Raw genomic sequence first — 16,907 nt, 5'->3', positions numbered from 1 at the left:
GTGAGGCCCGACCACTAACCGGTGATCGGGCCTGAAGACTGCCGGCTGGCTCCAGGTACGCGGGTGAGCTACCGGGTGAGGCTAGCTCTCAGATCGGCAGCGCGGCGATCGCGCACCACCCGGGTCGCAGCCAGCATGTTGTGCAGGGACTGCACCGTCTCCTCGTAGCCACGCGTCTTGAGCCCGCAGTCCGGGTTCACCCAGACCTGGCGTTCGGGGATGGATTCCAGGGCGGTGTCCAGCAGGGTCGTCAGCTCGTCGACGCTGGGTACTCGCGGCGAGTGGATGTCATAGATGCCGGCCCCGATGCCATGGTTGAACCCGCCGGCCTCAATCTGCTGTACCACCTCCATGCGCGAGCGGGCCGCCTCGATGCTCGTTACGTCGGCGTCGAGGTTGCGGATAGCCTCGATGACGACGCCGAACTCCGAGTAGCAGAGGTGCGTGTGAATTTGAGTCGCTTCCGCGACCCCGGCCGTGGCCAGCCGAAAGGAGCCGACCGACCAGTCCAGGTAGTCGGCGTGGTCCTTCTTCTTTAGCGGCAGCAGCTCCCGCAAGGCCGGCTCGTCGACCTGAACGATCTTGATGCCCGCAGCTTCCAGGTCGCCGATTTCATCGCGCAGGGCAAGGGCGACCTGGCGAGCGGTCTCGCCAAGCGGCTGGTCGTCACGCACGAACGACCAGGCCAGGATCGTCACCGGTCCGGTGAGCATGCCCTTGACCGGCTTGGCTGTCAGGCTCTGCGTGTACACCGACCAGTCCACCGTGATCGGGGCCGGGCGCGAGACGTCGCCCCACAAAATGGATGGCCGGGTGCAGCGGCTGCCGTAGGACTGCACCCAGCCGTTCTCGGTCACGGCGAACCCGTCGAGGTTCTCAGCAAAGTACTGCACCATGTCATTGCGCTCGGGTTCCCCGTGCACGAGCACGTCGAGTCCGATCTCTTCCTGCAGGGCGACGACGCGGCCGATTTCGGCGCGCATCAGGTCGCGGTAGTCATCGGCTGGCAGGTTCCCTTTGAGGAACTGGGCGCGTGCCCGGCGAATGTCTGCGGTCTGCGGGAAGGATCCGATCGTGGTCGTGGGCAGCGACGGCAACTGCAGCGCAGCATTCTGAGCAGTCAGGCGATCGGCGTAGGCGCCACGGGTGAAATCGGCGTCGGTGAGTGCGGCCGAACGCGCTCGCACCGAACCGTCGCGCACTCCCGGAGCGGCGAGACGCGCGGTCAGCGCGGCAGCAGCATCCGCGAGCGGAATGGCAATGGCCGCCCGTCCCGCAGCGAGGCCGAACGCGAGGGTGGCAACCTGGCCCACCTTCTGGTCGGCAAAGGCCAGCCAGCTGGTCAGGTCGAGCGGCAACGAGGTCTCATCGAGCACGTCGTGCGGCACGTGGAGCAGCGACGTTGAGGTGGATACGGTGACGGAGTCGGACAGCGCGCGCACGCTCTCGGCGCGCTCAAAAGCGCTGGCGAGGTCGCCGCGCCAGATGTTATGCCCGTCGATCACCCCGGCAACGAGGGTCTTGGCGGCCAGCCCGGGCACCGCCTGCGGCAGGGTGCCCCGAACCAGGTCGAGGCCGATCGCCTCGACGGTAGTGCCGGCAAGAACCGGCAGGGCATCATCGAGACTGCCGTAGGGCGCCGCGACAAACAGGGCGGGGCGGCGACTGAGCCGACCGAGCACGCCATAAGCGGATGCGACCGCCGCCAGCGTGTCCCCGCGTGGCACATCGATCGATTCGCTGACCAGTCCCGGCTCGTCGAGCTGCACCCAGTCGGCGCCGGCATCCGCTAGCCGCGATAGCAGCGCTGCGTAGACAGGAAGGAGGTCGTAGAGCCGGGACAGCGGGGAGAACCCGGCCGGCGCCTCATCGCTAGCCTTGCTGAGCAGTAGAAAGGTGACCGGACCGACGAGCACCGGACGGGTGAGGAAGCCGGCCGCCTTGGCCTCGAGAAACTCGCGCACGATGCGGTCACCGGCCAACGAGAACACGGTCTCCGGGCCAATCTCGGGCACGAGGTAGTGGTAGTTCGAGTCGAACCACTTGGTCATCTCAAGCGGCAGGTTCTCGCCCTCGCCGCGAGCCAGGGTGAAATACCCGGCCAGGTCGATGGTTCCATCAGCACCGACGAGCGAGGCAAACCGGGTGGGAATCGCTCCAACGGCGACAATGGTGTCCAGCACCTGGTCGTAGTACGAGAACGACTCGGGGATCGACGAGTCGGCGCGGCCGAGCCCGAGGTCAACGAGCCGTTCCCGGGTGGCCGAGCGCAGTTCGGCGGCCACGCTCTCCAAAGCGACCGCGTCGATCGCCCCAGACCAGAACGCTTCGACGGCCTTCTTGAGCTCGCGCCGGCGACCGATACGCGGGTAGCCGAGGATGGTACCGGTGGGAAATGCGGATGAAATGGGCATGGAGATTCCTTCACTGGAGATTGGTCGTTGGAATGGTGGAAAATAACGAACGTGTTGGGGGCCTGCACGCTGAAGCGGGCGTGAGGCCTAGAGCATGGCTGCCGGCACCGGAAGTGCCCCACACCCCTCGAGAACCTGCAGCACGGTGTCATGTTGGTTGAAGGCGTAGAGGTGGAGTCCGGGGGCGCCGCCCGCAAGCACATCCTGCCCGAGGCGCACGGCGTAGTCGATGCCGATCTGGCGCTGCCCTTCCTCGGTCGGTTCAACCTCGAGCTCGATGCAGAGTTCCGCCGGCAGCTTCTCCCCGGAGAGCTGCAGAATTCGGCGCAACCGGTTCGGGCTGGTCACCGGCATGATGCCGGGAAGAATGGGAAAGAGCACCCCTGCCGAGCGAGCCCGCTGGATGAAGCTCAGGTAGTCGTCGGCATGGAAGAAGAGTTGGGTGATGGCGAGGTTGGCACCAGCTGCTTGCTTGGCCAGCAGGGTGTCGATGTCCTGGCTGACCGACCGGGAGTTGGGGTGTCCGTTCGGAAAGGCCGCGACCCCGATGCGCACCTTGCTGCGTTCCGTTTTCACCCCGCGGGCGCCGGGCAGGCCCGGAATCACCGTCTCGATGTACGGCACCCGTTCGGTCTGCACGCGGTGAATGAGCTGCACCAGCTCCCCCGCGCTGTGCAGATCGCCGAGAAAAGTGTTGTCGCCTTCGACCGCGCCCTGCGGTGCGTCGCCGCGAATGGCCAGAAAACTGCGTATGCCGGCGTCGAGGAACTCCCGAATCAGGCGGCTCGCGTCTGCGTGCGAGGAGCCGACGCAGGTGAGGTGCGCCATCCCATCCGCTTCGGTGTGGTCTTTGATGTAGCGCAGCACGTCCAAAGAAGAGTTGCGCGAGGAGCCGTTGGCGCCGTAGGTGACCGAGATGAACTCGGGGCCGGCGGCGGCCAGGTGGTCGATAGTGCTCATTAGAGCGGATGCTGCGGCCGCCGATTTGGGCGGGTACACCTCGAACGAGAACGCCGGGCGGGCGTTACACGCGGAAATTCCTGTCGTGGTCATGGTTCCTCATTCGGCAGAAGCAGTACAGCGGGTGATGGCCGGGTGGCCGCGGACACGCCAGCATGCTGGCGGTTCTTCGCGGGCGGATGCCGGGCTCGGCTGTCGCTCCATGCCGGGGAATGAATTCCGTCGGCAACGATTGATTAGACAGTAACAACACCAACACGAAGCGGTGCGAATATGACAGTTCGTGTCATCGTTGCCGTCCCCCGGCAGCTGTCGGGCACGGACGAAGGCATGCGGAGCAGAGAGCTTCGTCGTCGTGATAATGTCGGCGAGAATTCGGCCGACCGCAGCGTCAGTGCGAAAACGCTTCAGGCCACCGCGGTCGTAGTCCAGCGACCAAACGAAGCTAGGCGGAGAGCGCGGACAGAATCACGAACGGGGCGAACTGGGGCTCGATCTCGGGGGTGACGAACGCCGTCACGTGAGTACCGGCTTCCACGTACTCGGTCGCCTCGATGCGGCCCTGATCGTGCAGCACGGCGATGAGGTCGCCTCGATCGTAGGGAATGAGCAGGTCGAGTTCGATCTGCGGCGTCGGCAACAACAGCGCCACCGCGGTAAGCACGGTTTCGATACCCTCACCGGTTCGGGCCGAGACGAACGTCGCCTTCGGCTCGAGGCCGCGCAGCACAAGCCGGTCATCGTCGCTGATCAGGTCGCTCTTGTTGAAGACGACCAGTTCGGGTATGTCGCGGGCGCCGACCTCGGAGATAACATCGCGCACGGTCGCCAGTTGCGCGACCGGGTCGGGGTGGGAGCCGTCCACCACGTGCACGATGACGTCGGCATCGGCAACTTCTTCCAGGGTCGAACGAAACGCCTCAACCAGTTGGTGCGGTAGGTTGCGCACGAAGCCGACCGTGTCGGTGAGGGTGTACAGGCGGCCGTCGGCGGTCGTCGACTTTCGCACGGTGGCATCGAGGGTCGCGAAGAGTGAGTTCTCGACGAGCACTCCGGCCTTGGTGATGCGGTTCAGCAAGCTGGACTTGCCAGCGTTCGTGTAACCGACGATTGCGACCGAGGGAACGGAGTTGCGCTTGCGGTTGGCGCGTTTGGCCTCGCGAGCGGGTTTCATCTCAACCATCTGCTTGCGCAGCTTAGACATCCGGGTGTGGATGCGGCGACGGTCGAGTTCGATCTTGGTCTCACCGGGTCCACGCGAGCCCATTCCAGCCCCGGTACCACCGACCTGGCCACCGGCCTGGCGAGACATCGAGTCACCCCAGCCACGCAGGCGCGGCAGCATGTAGGCCATCTGAGCCAGTTCGACCTGCGCTTTGCCCTCCCGGCTTTTGGCGTGCTGGCTGAAAATGTCGAGGATCACGGCGGTGCGGTCGATGACCTTGACCTTCACCACGTCTTCGAGGGCACGCCGCTGGCTGGGAGCGAGTTCGGTGTCGGCGATGACGGTGTCGGCGCCGAGCGCCTTGACGATGTCGGCGACTTCCTGGGCCTTGCCCTTGCCCAGGTAGGTGCTGGGGTCGGGGGTGGCCCGACGCTGTAGCAAACCGTCGAGCACGGTTGCTCCGGCGGTCTCGGCCAGGGCGGCCAGTTCCCGCATAGAGTTTTCGGCGTCGTCGACGGTGCCGTGCGTGTAGACGCCCACCAGGACCACGTTTTCGAGGCGCAGCTGGCGGTATTCCACCTCGGTGACGTCTTCAAGCTCGGTGGAGAGGCCGCCGACGCGCCGGAGGGCGTTGCGGTCGGCACGTTCGGACTGGTCACCGTCGTGGTCGCTGCCGTCATATTCACCGGAGGCCTGCGTTTGCAGGGCCTGAGCCGATCCGCTGCGGAACAGGGAATAGCCGGCAGCCTTACTGTCGGCGCTGGCCAACACGCGCGCCACGACATCATCGGCGTCAAGTGCCGGATCTACGGGCTCGTTTTCTACTGCGTCGTTGCCGCGGGGCGCCGTTGGATCATTCATCCCATTAACCTTAGTTCAACGAAGTTGAAAGGTTCCTCCTATGTCGTCCGACCACTATTTTTCTCCGGCGCCCGGCACCGTACTGAAAACCCGCCAGATCACAGTGCAGTTGCACGGGCAGGATCATGAACTCACGACCGCCAACTCGGTGTTCAGCCCCGCCCACATCGACACCGGCACCGAGGTACTGCTGAAATACGTCCCCGAGCCGCCCCTGACCGGTCATTTTCTCGACCTCGGCTGCGGCTGGGGTCCGATCGCGCTGCATCTCGCCCTGGCCTCCCCCGAGGCCACCGTGTGGGCCGTGGACGTGAACGAGCGCGCACTCGACCTCGTGCGCACCAACGCCGCGACCCTCGGCCTGACCAACGTCAAGGCCGTGCTCGCCGCTGACGTGCCCGCAGACATCAGCTTTCGCACCATCTGGTCGAATCCGCCCATCCGCGTCGGGAAGGACGAGCTGCACGGCCTCATGCAGACCTGGCTGCCCCGCCTCGAATCCGAAGCGGATGCCTGGCTCGTCATCCAGCGAAACCTCGGCTCTGACTCACTCCAGCGTTGGCTCGCTGCCGAACTCCCCGACACCTTCGAGACCACCCGCGAGGCCATCAGCAAGGGCTTCCGAGTACTCCAGGTGCACCGCTCTTAATCCCAAATTCCGGTCAACCGGCCGGGGCGGCGGGGTTTTCCGCGGGGTTGCGAATGTCGGGTCTTTTGGGAGGTTTCCGCACACTTTTCGCGGAGGCCTCCCGGCAGGTCTGAATGTTTGAGCGAGGAGCGGATGACTCGCCGGCCCGGCCCCACCTCCAGAAACCGGCGTCAGCCCAGGTTCAGAACCCCGTCGAACACCAGCTCCGCCGGCCCGGACAGCGACACGTGCTCGCCATCCTCGGCCGGGAACATCCGTACCCCGAGCACGCCGCCGGGAACCTCGACCCGCCACTGGTGCGGTGCCGCTTTCCCGGCCCAGTGCCGGGTAGCCAGGGCCGCCGCGACCGCTCCGGTGCCGCACGACAGCGTCTCGCCGCTGCCACGCTCGTGCACGCGCATGCGGAACCGCCCAACGCCGTTGACGACGAGCGGATCGTTCGGCACCACAAATTCGATGTTGACGCCGCCGACAGGTTCCGGGTCGAGCTGCGGAATGAAGGTTAGGTCAGCGGCATCCAGCTCGTCGTCGTCGGCGAGTGCGACGACCGTGTGCGGGTTGCCGACGTTGATGCCGAGGCCCGGACGGGCCACGGGCAGGTTCTTGGTGCGCACGAGCGGCTCGGTTCCGTCGAGCTTCCACCGACCGAGGTCGACCTGAAAACCGGAGGCGTTGCGCTGCACGTCGCGCACGCCGCCGCGGGTGCCGATAATGAGGGTGTCACCGGGCAACAGCTCGGCAAGGTTGTTTTCGATCAAGAATTTGGCGTAGACACGGATGCCGTTTCCGCACATTTCCGAGACGGTGCCGTCGGCATTCCAGTAGTCCATGAACCACTCGGCCGCGTCGTCTTCGGCGAGGGCGGCAGCACCGTCGGGCAGGTTCTGGCTGCGCACGGCACGGATAATGCCGTCGGCTCCGACACCGAATCTGCGGTCGCAGATTACGCGAATCTGCGCCGGAGTGAGGACCATCTCCCCGTCCGGATCAGCGAACAGCACGAAGTCGTTGCCCGTGCCGTGGCCCTTGGTGAAGTTCAAAGTGATACCCATGCTGCCAGTTTACGGGGCGGTCGCTGGGTACTCTGCGGTCACGGCGCGGTCGACGTGCGCGAGCGCGTCATCGACCCGGTCGGCCGCGTCGGATTCGATCCAGTGCGTGTGGGCGTAGCGTTTAAACCAGCTCACTTGGCGGCGGGCATAGCGGCGGGTGAGTTGCTGGGTTGCCTCGATTGCCTCGGCCTCGCTGAGCGTTCCGTGCACCTGACCGAGGGCCTGGGCGTAGCCGATGGCGCGACTGGCCGTCACGCCGTCTTCGATGCCGCCCGCGAGCAGCCCGCGTGCTTCGTCGCCGATGCCGGCCGCCCACATCCGCTCTACTCGGGCGTCGAGCCGAGGGGTCAGTTGTTCGCGCGGGGTGCGGAGGCCGAGCAAGACGCTGGGGCGCCAGTAGACTGGCTCGTCCGGCAGGGCGGCCAGGTGCGGGGCACCGGTCAGCTCAACGATTTCTAGCGCCCGCACCAAGCGGCGGCCGTTGCTCGGGCCGATGCTCTGTGCAGCCTGCGGGTCGACGGCCTGCAGACGGGCGTACATCAGGCCGGGTCCAATGTCGATCAACTCAGCTTCGAGCCGTGCGCGCAGCTCCGGATCAGTGCCGGGAAACCGAAAGTCGAACACGACCGAGGAGACATACAATCCAGAGCCGCCGACCAGGATCGGCACGGCGCCACGCGCGATGATCTCGGTGACCGCTGCACGGGCATCCGTTTGGTAATTGCTCACGGTGGCCTCGGCGGTCACCTCGAGCACATCGAGCAGGTGGTGCGGAATACCGCGGCGTTCCGCGAGGGTGAGTTTTGCCGTGCCGATGTCCATGCCGCGATAGAGCTGCATGGCATCGGCGTTGACAATTTCGGCCGGCTGGCCGCGCTCGAGCAGCCGTTCGGCCAGATCAAGGGACAACTCCGACTTGCCCGTGCCGGTCGATCCGACGATCGCGATCAGCACCGGCGAGGCAACTGACCCCAAAGGTTCGGCTGGCACCGGTTTCTCAGGCGACACCGTTCCTAACGCTCGTCGTCGTTCACGTTGTAGATGGGGATGGTGCTCGAGCCGCTCTCGACTCGCAGACCGATGGTCGGCAGGCCAAGCGAGACCGGACCAGTACCGCCAGCTGCTCCACCGTGTGACGGAACGCCGCAGGATTCGGCTTCCAGGCGGTCCCAGGCATCCCCGGCACGGGTGGAACGGATGCGCAGGGGCGCTTCGGTAGTCGAGTCAGCGATCAGGTGGAACGGTGCGGCCTGGGTGACGACGACCGTAACCACGTCGCCGGGACGCGGCCGTGGCGAACCGGTCGGCACGTCGAAGTGCACGAGCCGGCTGTCGGGGGCGCGCCCACTCAGGCGGTGGGTGTCGCTGTCCTTGCGACCGCCGTTGGCGACGAGCAGTTCAACCTCGCGACCGATGACGGCCTGGTTTTCTTCGAGGGAGATACGTTCCTGCAGGGCGGCGAGACGCTCGTAGCGGTCTTGCACGATGGCCTTGGGAATCTGGTCGGCCATCGTCGCGGCCGGGGTACCCGGACGAATCGAGTACTGAAAGGTGAACGCAGTGGCAAAGCGAGCCTGTTCAACAACCCGCAGGGTCTTTTGAAAGTCTTCCTCGGTTTCGCCGGGAAAGCCAACGATGATGTCGGTGCTGATGGCGGCGTGTGGCATCTGTGCACGCACGCGGTCGAGGATGCCGAGGAACTTCGCCGAGCGGTAGGAGCGGCGCATCGACTTGAGGATGCGGTCGGACCCGGACTGCAGCGGCATGTGCAGCTGGGGCATGACAGAGGGCGTCTCCGCCATGGCGTCGATGACATCATCGGTGAACGCGGCTGGATGCGGGCTGGTGAAGCGGATGCGCTCCAGCCCGTCGATCTTGCCGGCCGCGCGCAGCAGCTTACCGAAGGCGAGGCGGTCGCCGAATTCAACGCCGTAGGAGTTGACGTTCTGCCCAAGCAGAGTGACCTCGATGGCGCCGTCGTCGACGAGGGCCTGAATCTCGGCGAGGATCTCGCCCGGACGGCGGTCTTTCTCTTTGCCGCGCAGGGCGGGCACGATGCAGAAAGTGCAGGTGTTGTTGCAGCCAACCGAAATGGAGACCCAGCCGCTGTAGCTGGAGTCACGTTTGGTCGGCAGGGTGGACGGGAAGGTTTCGAGCGACTCGAGAATCTCGAGCTGCGCCTCACCGTTATGGCGGGCCCGCTCGAGCAAGCTCGGAAGAGAGCCCATGTTGTGCGTTCCGAAAACGACGTCCACCCAGGGCGCTTTCTCGAGGATGGTGTTCTTGTCCTTCTGCGCGAGGCACCCGCCGACGGCAATTTGCATGCCCTCATGCTTGCGCTTGACCGAGGCGAGGTAGCCGAGGTTACCGTAGAGCTTATTGTCGGCGTTCTCTCGCACGGCGCAGGTGTTGATCACGACGATGTCGGCCTCGCCGCCGTTCGCCGAGACGTAGCCGGCGGCTTCGAGAGAGCCGCTCAAGCGTTCGGAGTCGTGCACGTTCATCTGACAGCCGAAGGTGCGCACCTCATAGGTACGCGCACGCCCCGAGGCGTCGATCGCGGCTACCGAGGGGGTGATCACGGTTCGGCGGGTAAGTGCGGGGGCGACGATACTCATAGTGGGTATAGTTTACGCGAGCAATTCGGTGTGCGAGCCGTGTGCGACGCGCGGTCAGGAATAACGGGCGGCAGCATCAGCGGAAGCGCACACGCGAGCCGCCACCGCGGCTGTCCATTGCGGCTTTGACCGCCAATCGTACGGCGGCCGAGCTGTAACCCTTGCGCATGAGAAAACCGGTGAGTCGGCGGTCGATGGTCTGGTCGTCGAAGCGTTCCATTTGACCCATGCGCTTGGTGGCCAGGTCGATGGCGCGTTCGGCTTCGTCGTCGGGAAGTTCTTCGAGCTTGTCCATCATGACGCTCGGATCGAGCTTGCGCCGACGCATTTCAGCCTCAACACCGGTGCGACCGAGTCCCTTGCGCACGTTGTGGCTGTGAATGATCTGATCGGCGAGCTTGGCCTCATCGAGGTACTGCAGCTGAATGAACTTCTCGATGATCTCGCTCGCCTCGCCGGAGTCGACCCCGGTGCCGTTCAAGACAAGCAGGGCCTCGACGGTGGAAAGCGAGCGGCCACGGAGCCGATGCAACAGTACCTTCTCGGCCCGCTCACGCTGGTCGAACGCGTCGGCGTCAGCATCGGTCTCATAATCGGCATCGACTTCGGCGTCGGCGTCGGCGTCGGCGTCGGTCTCAGCAGCGTCGGGTTCGGCAGCGTCGGGTTCGGCAGCCGCTGCCTGCAGCGGCGAGCGGCGCTTCATTCCCGGGGCCGCACCGGGCAGGTAGGTCACGGGAGCCAAGCCGGCGTCTGCTTGTGGTGCTGCGTCATTCTTGGGTTCGAAGTGAACCATTCCCGTGACCTGCCTTTCGTTGTCGTGCGGTGGTCGCGGTTAGGCGCTCTTGCGCGCTGCCGGTGTCTTAATGGCGACCGGACCACCATCGAGTACCGCCGCGGCATCCGCTTCTGCCTTAGCCTTCGCTTCAGCCTCGGCGACAATCGCCGCAGCGGCCTTCTCGGCGGCCTTGGCCGCGATACCCTCCGGGCCGATGCCGAGCTTGATCAGAATCTTGCTCTCGATCTCGTTGGCCATCTCGGGGTGCTTGAGCAGGAAGTTGCGCGAGTTCTCTTTACCCTGGCCGAGCTGGTCGCCGTCGTAGGTGTACCAGGCACCGGACTTCTTGACGATGCCCTGGTCGACTCCGAAGTCGATCAGACTGCCCTCGCGCGAGATTCCGATGCCATAGATGATGTCGAACTCAGCCTGCTTGAAAGGCGGTGCCATCTTGTTCTTGACGACCTTGACCCGGGTGCGGTTACCGATGGCTTCGGTTCCGTCTTTGAGGGTTTCAATGCGGCGAATGTCGAGGCGCACCGACGCGTAGAACTTGAGTGCCTTACCGCCCGACGTGGTCTCGGGGCTACCGAAGAAGACGCCGATCTTTTCGCGCAGCTGGTTAATGAAGATCATGGTGGTGTTGGTCTGGCTCAAACCACCGGTGAGCTTGCGGAGCGCCTGCGACATGAGCCGGGCCTGGAGGCCCACGTGGGAATCACCCATCTCGCCCTCGATCTCAGCACGCGGCACGAGGGCAGCAACCGAGTCGACAACGATGAGGTCGATGGACCCACTTCGCACGAGCATGTCAGCAATTTCGAGGGCTTGCTCACCCGTGTCGGGCTGCGAGACCAGCAGGGCATCGATGTCGACGCCGAGCTTCTTGGCGTATTCCGGATCGAGGGCGTGCTCCGCGTCGATGAACGCGGCGATGCCACCGTTCTTCTGCGCATTCGCGATGGCGTGCAGGGTGAGCGTGGTCTTACCCGAGGATTCCGGACCGTAGATCTCCACGATGCGGCCACGCGGCAGTCCGCCAACGCCGAGCGCGACGTCTAGCGCGATCGACCCAGTCGAAATGGTTTCAACGGGGGCACGCTCGTCGCTGCCGAGGCGCATGACCGAGCCCTTGCCAAACTGACGATCGATTTGCGCGAGGGCGGTTTCAAGGGCCTTCTCGCGGTTCGCTTGTGATGCCATGGTCTTCATCTCCTGGGTTCTGCACGGTCGCTAGCTTTGAACGGAGCTTCGGGACGTGCATGGTGGCGCCTATAGGCTGTCGGCCCGCTCATCGAGAAGACCCCGATGCCCGTTTCGACAAGGCAATCGCCGACTTTCTCTGACAAATTCGACTGTACGCCGCACCTCCGACATCGGCCGGGAGCACGATCGACCAGTGGAGAACCTGTCAGAACGTCTGCTGTTGAGGAGCCTATCAAAGCCGAACAGGTATTCGAGCATTCCCGGATATTTTGCACGGCGTGTCGAATCAGAGGCCTAAGGTGAAGTTCAGTCTGTTACAGGCGACGGGCCGGGATGCCGGCGCCATACCAACGACTGCGCGGCACGTCGACCGCGGCGCACAGTGCCAGCCACACGTCACGGGCCGGGACGCCGGCCGCGAGTGCCTGATCGGCCGTGCGTCCGCCGAGCGGGGTGAGCACGAGGTCACGGGTGAGCACTCGGCCGTAACCGTCGCCGAATTCTTCCTTCAGCGCGGTGCGAAATTCACTCAACCGCACGGCGCTGCCTCCACCCGAATCTGAACACACACACTCCTGAAAGACAACCACCGCCGACACAAGGTGTCGACGGTGGTCTTATTGTTTTGAATCGGTGGGGCGACTAGCGCGCGCCGCTGTCTAACGACATCAGCCCGGAATCGAACGTGGTGACGAGGTCGTCGGGTACCGTGTCGGGGAACTGATCCATTCCCTCGATGACGGCGAGACGGTCACCAACTTCACGCATGATGACCGAAATCGGGGTTTCCAGTGCATCGGCCACGGACGCGAGAATCTCCGAGGAGGCTTCTTTCTGTCCACGTTCTACCTCGCTGAGGTAGCCGAGCGCGACGCTGGCTTTGCTTGCGACCTGACGCAGGGTACGCCCCTTTTGCAGGCGGAAGTCCCTGAGCACATCGCCGATTTCCTGACGAACAAGAATCATCGGAACCTCCTTCTTATACCTTAATAACTCGAGCCCAAACTATTGGAGTTCCAGTTGGTGCCTACACTACGTCATTCCTCTGACAAGCTGACACTAACCGAAAGACGTTGGACTTTGCTTGTGTATTCCTTCGATGTAACCAGCCCGTAACAAGAACTATTCCGCGTCACCGCGCGCTATCAGCGCACGCACAGCAAGGATGGCCTGGCGCACCGTTTCGGTGCGAATTTCGGCTCGGTCTCCCTCGAGTTGCAGGGGCACCGCCCAGGATCCGGTGCCTTTGGAGAGCCCGATGTAGACGGTTCCGGCCGGGTGGCCACCATCGGGGCCCGGTCCGGCCACGCCCGTCGTGGACACTCCGACGTCGGCGCGCACATCATTGACGGCGAGGAGTGTGCGTACACCCACGGCCATCTGCTTGGCGACGTCGGCGTGCACGGGGCCATGCACGTTGAGCACGCTGCTGTCGACCTGAAGCAGGCTCCGTTTGAGGTCCGAGTCATAGGCGACGACTCCCCCGCGCACCACAACGGATGCCCCAGGGATGCGCACGAGTTCGGCCACGAGCAGCCCGCCGGTCAGCGACTCGGCGACCGCAATGGTGAGGTGCCGAATGGTGAGTTGCGCGATCAAATCGGCCGTTGCATCCGCTTGCAGATCGCCTGAAGCGGTGCGGGCGCGAAGGGTGACGTCGGGGAGGTCGATCGACTCGGCCGGGTCAGGCATCGTCGTGCTTGCGCAGGCGCCAGGCCGAGAGCAGGTAGTCGAGGCCGGACACCACGGTGAGGATCAGGGTGATGGTCATGGTAGCCGTGTTGAGCCAGTGCACCCACTCGCCGAAAACGAGCCAGAACGGCAGCAGCGCGAGCGAGATCGACACCGACTGGGACACGGTTTTGAGCTTGCCGCCGCGGCTGGCCGGGATGACCCGGTCGCGCAGCATGACGAATCGGAACACGGTGATGCCGATTTCACGCACCAGGATGACGATGGTCACCCACCAGGGCAACTCGTCGAGGATGGACAGGCAGACCAGGGCGCCGCCGGTGAGGATCTTGTCGGCGATCGGGTCGAGGATCTTGCCGAGGTCGGTGACAAGGTTGTGGCGGCGGGCGATCATGCCGTCGATTCCATCGGTGGCGATCGCGATGATGAACAGCACGGCGGCGGCCCAGCGCAGTGCGTCGTGGGCGCCGTTGTCCGCCAGCAGCATCCAAATGAAGACGGGGGCGAGCAGAATGCGTACGACCGTGATCAGGTTGGGCAGGTTCCAGTTGCTCGGACGGGCGACGGATGCTTGCGGTGATGCCATGGTTCAGTCCCTGCCCGTGAGTTTCCAGGCATCCTCGTCGTCCAAGGCGCCGTCCACCTCAGGATACCCCTGCGACATTTTCTCCACCGGGTCGTCAGCGTAGCGCGGGTCGGGTGCCGCGGCTGCACGGGAATCGTCGGATTGAGCCTTGAGGGCGTGCTGTTCGTCGTCGGAGCCGCGCAGGCGGGCGAGCACGCTCGGCAACTGTTCGGCGTTGACGAGCACGTCGCGGGCCTTGGAGCCCTCGGAGGGGCCGACGATTTCGCGGGACTCGAGCAGGTCCATCAGGCGGCCGGCCTTGGCGAAGCCGACCCGCAGTTTGCGCTGCAGCATGGACGTGGACCCAAACTGGGTGGACACGACGAGTTCCGCCGCGGCAAGCAGCACCTCGAGGTCATCGCCAATGTCGGAGTCGATTTCCTTGCGCGGGGCGACCATGGAAACGTCGGGCCGATAGTCGGGGCGGGCCTGCATGGTGACATGCTTGACGACCTTCTCGATCTCGTCTTCAGTGACCCAGGCGCCCTGCACGCGCACGGCCTTGGACGCGCCCATTGGCAGGAACAGCGCGTCCCCCTGACCGATGAGCTTATCGGCGCCCGGCTGGTCGAGGATGACCCGGGAGTCGGTGACGCTCGTCACGGCGAAGGCGAGCCGGGAGGGCACGTTGGCCTTGATCAGCCCGGTGACGACGTCGACGCTTGGACGCTGCGTGGCGAGCACGAGGTGGATACCGGAGGCGCGGGCGAGCTGGGTGATACGCACGATCGAGTCTTCGACGTCGCGCGGGGCGACCATCATGAGGTCGGCCAGCTCATCGACGACGACCAGCAGGTACGGGTACGGCTTGAGCTTGCGTTCACTGCCGACCGGCAGCACGATCTCCTCGTTAATGACGGCCTTGTTGAAGTCGTCGATGTGGCGAAAGCCAAAGCTGGCGAGGTCGTCGTAACGCATGTCCATCTCTTTCACGACCCACTGCAGCGCTTCGGCCGCTTTCTTCGGGTTCGTGATGATGGGCGTGATCAGGTGTGGCACGCCGGCGTAGGCGGCGAGCTCGACGCGTTTCGGGTCGATCAGCACCATGCGCACGTCGCTCGGCTTGGCCCGCATCAGCAGACTTGTGATCATGGAGTTGACGAAGCTCGACTTTCCCGAACCGGTGGAACCGGCCACGAGCAGGTGGGGCATTTTCGCGAGGTTGGCGATGACGAAGCCACCGCCGACGTCTTTACCGACGCCGATGGTCATCGGGTGCGTGGCGTTGGTGGCGGTACTCGAGCGCAGCACGTCGCCGAGGGTGACAATTTCACGGTCGGTGTTCGGAATCTCGATGCCGATGGCGCTCTTGCCGGGAATCGGCGAGAGAATGCGCACCTCGTTCGAGGCGACCGCGTAGGAGAGGTTCTTGCTCAGGGCGGTCACCCGCTCGACCTTGACGCCCGGGCCAAGTTCGATCTCGTACTGGGTGACCGTGGGGCCACGCGAGAACCCGGTGACCTTCGCGTCGACCTGGAACTGACGCAATACTTCGGTGATCGACTTGACCACGTCATCGTTGGCGGCCGAGCGGGCCTTGGCCGGCGGGCCCGCGGTGAGAGTGGATGCTGCCGGCACGAGATACGGAATGGCCGGGTGGGGATCTGTGGAGGCGAGAGGCGGCAGAGTCGCGCCGTCGGCATCCACTGCCTGACTCAGTTCGGGGAAGACGTCGTCGAAGCCGGGAAGGACCTCGGTGTGGCCGGCCGGGTCGTCAGAGTGCAGGCCGGTGGACGGACCCGCGCCGAGGTCGACCTCTCCGGTGAACCGTTTGACGGCGAGCTCGGCCTTGCGCAGGTCTTCGAGCACCTCGGTGCCGTAATGGTCGCGTTCCGGCGGGGCGGTGTGGTCGGTGACTTCGGGTTCGATCGCGCTGTCAAAACCGCCGCGGGACTGGTTGCCGCCGAGCAGCACGCTCATCGGGTCGGCGGTGTCCGCCGCCTTGGCGTCGGCACCTCGTTTTTCGGTCGAGAGTGCACTGCCGAAGTCGGGGTCTTCCTCCCGCTTGCTGTTGTTGCGGCGCCACCAGGGCAGCGCGCCCTCCGGGCCGTCTTCGTCGACGCCGTCGAGTTCGACCTGAACGGTCTTGCCCGATTTGGCGACCTTGCTGGCGGCCGCGCGTTCTTCTTCGTCGTCGGTCAGTTGCGCGCCGAACAGCCAGTCGTAGAGCTCGCGGGAGCGCTGACCGATGCGATTCGGCGGCGTCTTGGTGATGATGAACAGGCTCAGCAGCAACAACAGGATGACGACGATGGTGGCACCGATCGAGGTGCTGAGCAGGATCAGCGGGGCGGCAATCATCCAGCCGATCACGCCGCCGGCCAGGGCGAGGGCCGGCATGCCGTCTTGCGGCTCGGGTTGCACGCCGAAGATATGGCAGAGCCCGGAGATGGTGACGAGCAGCAGGCTCAGCCCGATGCCGATGCGACCGTTGTCGTGCACCGAACTCGGTTTGCGAAACAGCCAGACGGAGAACAGCAGAAGGATGACCGGGAGGGCGAAAGCGACCCGGCCGAACAATCCGCCGAAGGTGTAGGCGTCGAACTGCTGAGCGACGACGTTATTGATCAGGAACCATTCGACGATGGCGCCGGAGATGGCGAGCAGAACGAGAAAGAACGGCAGACCGTCACGGCGTTCGTCTTTGGAGAGTTTTTCGGGGCCGAGGGCACGCGCTGCGCCGCCGGTCAGGTGGGCCAGGCCCATCCAGGCGCGGGCTCCGAGGCTTGGTTTCACCTCGACGGCGGTGAACTTGACCGTCTTCTGCGCGGCCGTGCCGCCGGCTCCCCGCGTTGCGGGTTTGCGCGCCGGAGCGCCCTTCGCTGCGGGGGTGCGGGCACGCCCGGTCGACTTAGTGCTCGTAGCCATGAAATAACGCTACCAAGCACCG

The 16,907-nt window shown here is 64.8% G+C and carries 14 protein-coding genes; 1 reads left to right on the top strand and 13 read right to left on the bottom strand.

All coding sequences use genetic code 11. The features are described 5' to 3' along the window. Positions 1–68: 68 nt before the first annotated feature. The 3 genes from metE to hflX form a co-directional block, all read right to left on the bottom strand. Entirely contained in the window at positions 69–2,414 is a 2,346-nt protein-coding gene (metE, locus tag E3T31_RS04520; RefSeq protein WP_134467663.1) for a 5-methyltetrahydropteroyltriglutamate--homocysteine S-methyltransferase, read from the bottom strand. An 87-nt stretch (positions 2,415–2,501) separates the two neighbouring features. Further along, positions 2,502–3,467, bottom strand: a complete 966-nt coding sequence (locus tag E3T31_RS04515) for a methylenetetrahydrofolate reductase (RefSeq protein ID WP_174844845.1) — start codon at positions 3,465–3,467, stop codon at positions 2,502–2,504. 352 nt (positions 3,468–3,819) lie between these two features. Beyond that, positions 3,820–5,400, bottom strand: coding sequence for a GTPase HflX (gene hflX, locus E3T31_RS04510; RefSeq protein ID WP_134467662.1), 1,581 nt, complete (start codon positions 5,398–5,400; stop codon positions 3,820–3,822). 40 nt (positions 5,401–5,440) lie between these two features. On the opposite strand from hflX, the gene E3T31_RS04505 reads away from it, so the two are divergent. Next, positions 5,441–6,049: a class I SAM-dependent methyltransferase gene (locus tag E3T31_RS04505; RefSeq protein ID WP_134467661.1), complete on the top strand. Its 609-nt coding sequence runs from the start codon at positions 5,441–5,443 to the stop codon at positions 6,047–6,049. Between the two features lie 170 nt (positions 6,050–6,219). Here the strand turns inward: E3T31_RS04505 and dapF are convergent, their stop codons facing one another. From dapF to E3T31_RS04455, 10 genes are all read right to left on the bottom strand, one after another. Then, the gene (gene dapF, locus E3T31_RS04500; RefSeq protein WP_134467660.1) at positions 6,220–7,101 is read right to left on the bottom strand and encodes a diaminopimelate epimerase; all 882 of its coding nucleotides are present in this window, start codon (positions 7,099–7,101) and stop codon (positions 6,220–6,222) included. A 9-nt stretch (positions 7,102–7,110) separates the two neighbouring features. After that, a complete protein-coding gene (gene miaA, locus E3T31_RS04495) occupies positions 7,111–8,091 on the bottom strand; it encodes a tRNA (adenosine(37)-N6)-dimethylallyltransferase MiaA (protein ID WP_241977649.1) in 981 nt (326 codons plus the stop codon). 23 nt (positions 8,092–8,114) lie between these two features. Then, positions 8,115–9,719 (bottom strand): tRNA (N6-isopentenyl adenosine(37)-C2)-methylthiotransferase MiaB, encoded by a 1,605-nt coding sequence (miaB, locus tag E3T31_RS04490; RefSeq protein WP_134467659.1) that lies wholly within the window; start codon positions 9,717–9,719, stop codon positions 8,115–8,117. Between the two features lie 76 nt (positions 9,720–9,795). Beyond that, entirely contained in the window at positions 9,796–10,512 is a 717-nt protein-coding gene (locus E3T31_RS04485; RefSeq protein WP_134467658.1) for a regulatory protein RecX, read from the bottom strand. Between the two features lie 39 nt (positions 10,513–10,551). Further along, a complete protein-coding gene (gene recA, locus E3T31_RS04480) occupies positions 10,552–11,697 on the bottom strand; it encodes a recombinase RecA (RefSeq protein WP_134467657.1) in 1,146 nt (381 codons plus the stop codon). 317 nt (positions 11,698–12,014) lie between these two features. Next, on the bottom strand, positions 12,015–12,239 hold the full coding sequence (locus E3T31_RS04475) for a DUF3046 domain-containing protein (protein ID WP_134467656.1): 225 nt from the start codon (positions 12,237–12,239) through the stop codon (positions 12,015–12,017). Between the two features lie 103 nt (positions 12,240–12,342). After that, positions 12,343–12,666, bottom strand: coding sequence for a helix-turn-helix domain-containing protein (locus tag E3T31_RS04470; protein ID WP_092449897.1), 324 nt, complete (start codon positions 12,664–12,666; stop codon positions 12,343–12,345). A 156-nt stretch (positions 12,667–12,822) separates the two neighbouring features. Next, on the bottom strand, positions 12,823–13,392 hold the full coding sequence (locus E3T31_RS04465; RefSeq protein ID WP_134467655.1) for a CinA family protein: 570 nt from the start codon (positions 13,390–13,392) through the stop codon (positions 12,823–12,825). Beyond that, the gene (gene pgsA / locus E3T31_RS04460) at positions 13,385–13,978 is read right to left on the bottom strand and encodes a CDP-diacylglycerol--glycerol-3-phosphate 3-phosphatidyltransferase (RefSeq protein WP_092449901.1); all 594 of its coding nucleotides are present in this window, start codon (positions 13,976–13,978) and stop codon (positions 13,385–13,387) included. The genes E3T31_RS04465 and pgsA overlap by 8 nt, the downstream gene beginning before the upstream one ends. Before the next feature lie 3 nt (positions 13,979–13,981). Then, positions 13,982–16,885: a DNA translocase FtsK gene (locus E3T31_RS04455; protein ID WP_134467654.1), complete on the bottom strand. Its 2,904-nt coding sequence runs from the start codon at positions 16,883–16,885 to the stop codon at positions 13,982–13,984. Between the last annotated feature and the right edge of the window lie 22 nt (positions 16,886–16,907).

This window comes from Cryobacterium sp. TMS1-13-1, assembly GCF_004403125.1.
GTDB classification, from domain to species: Bacteria; Actinomycetota; Actinomycetes; order Actinomycetales; family Microbacteriaceae; genus Cryobacterium; species Cryobacterium levicorallinum.
This window is presented reverse-complemented; position numbering and strand designations above follow the sequence as displayed.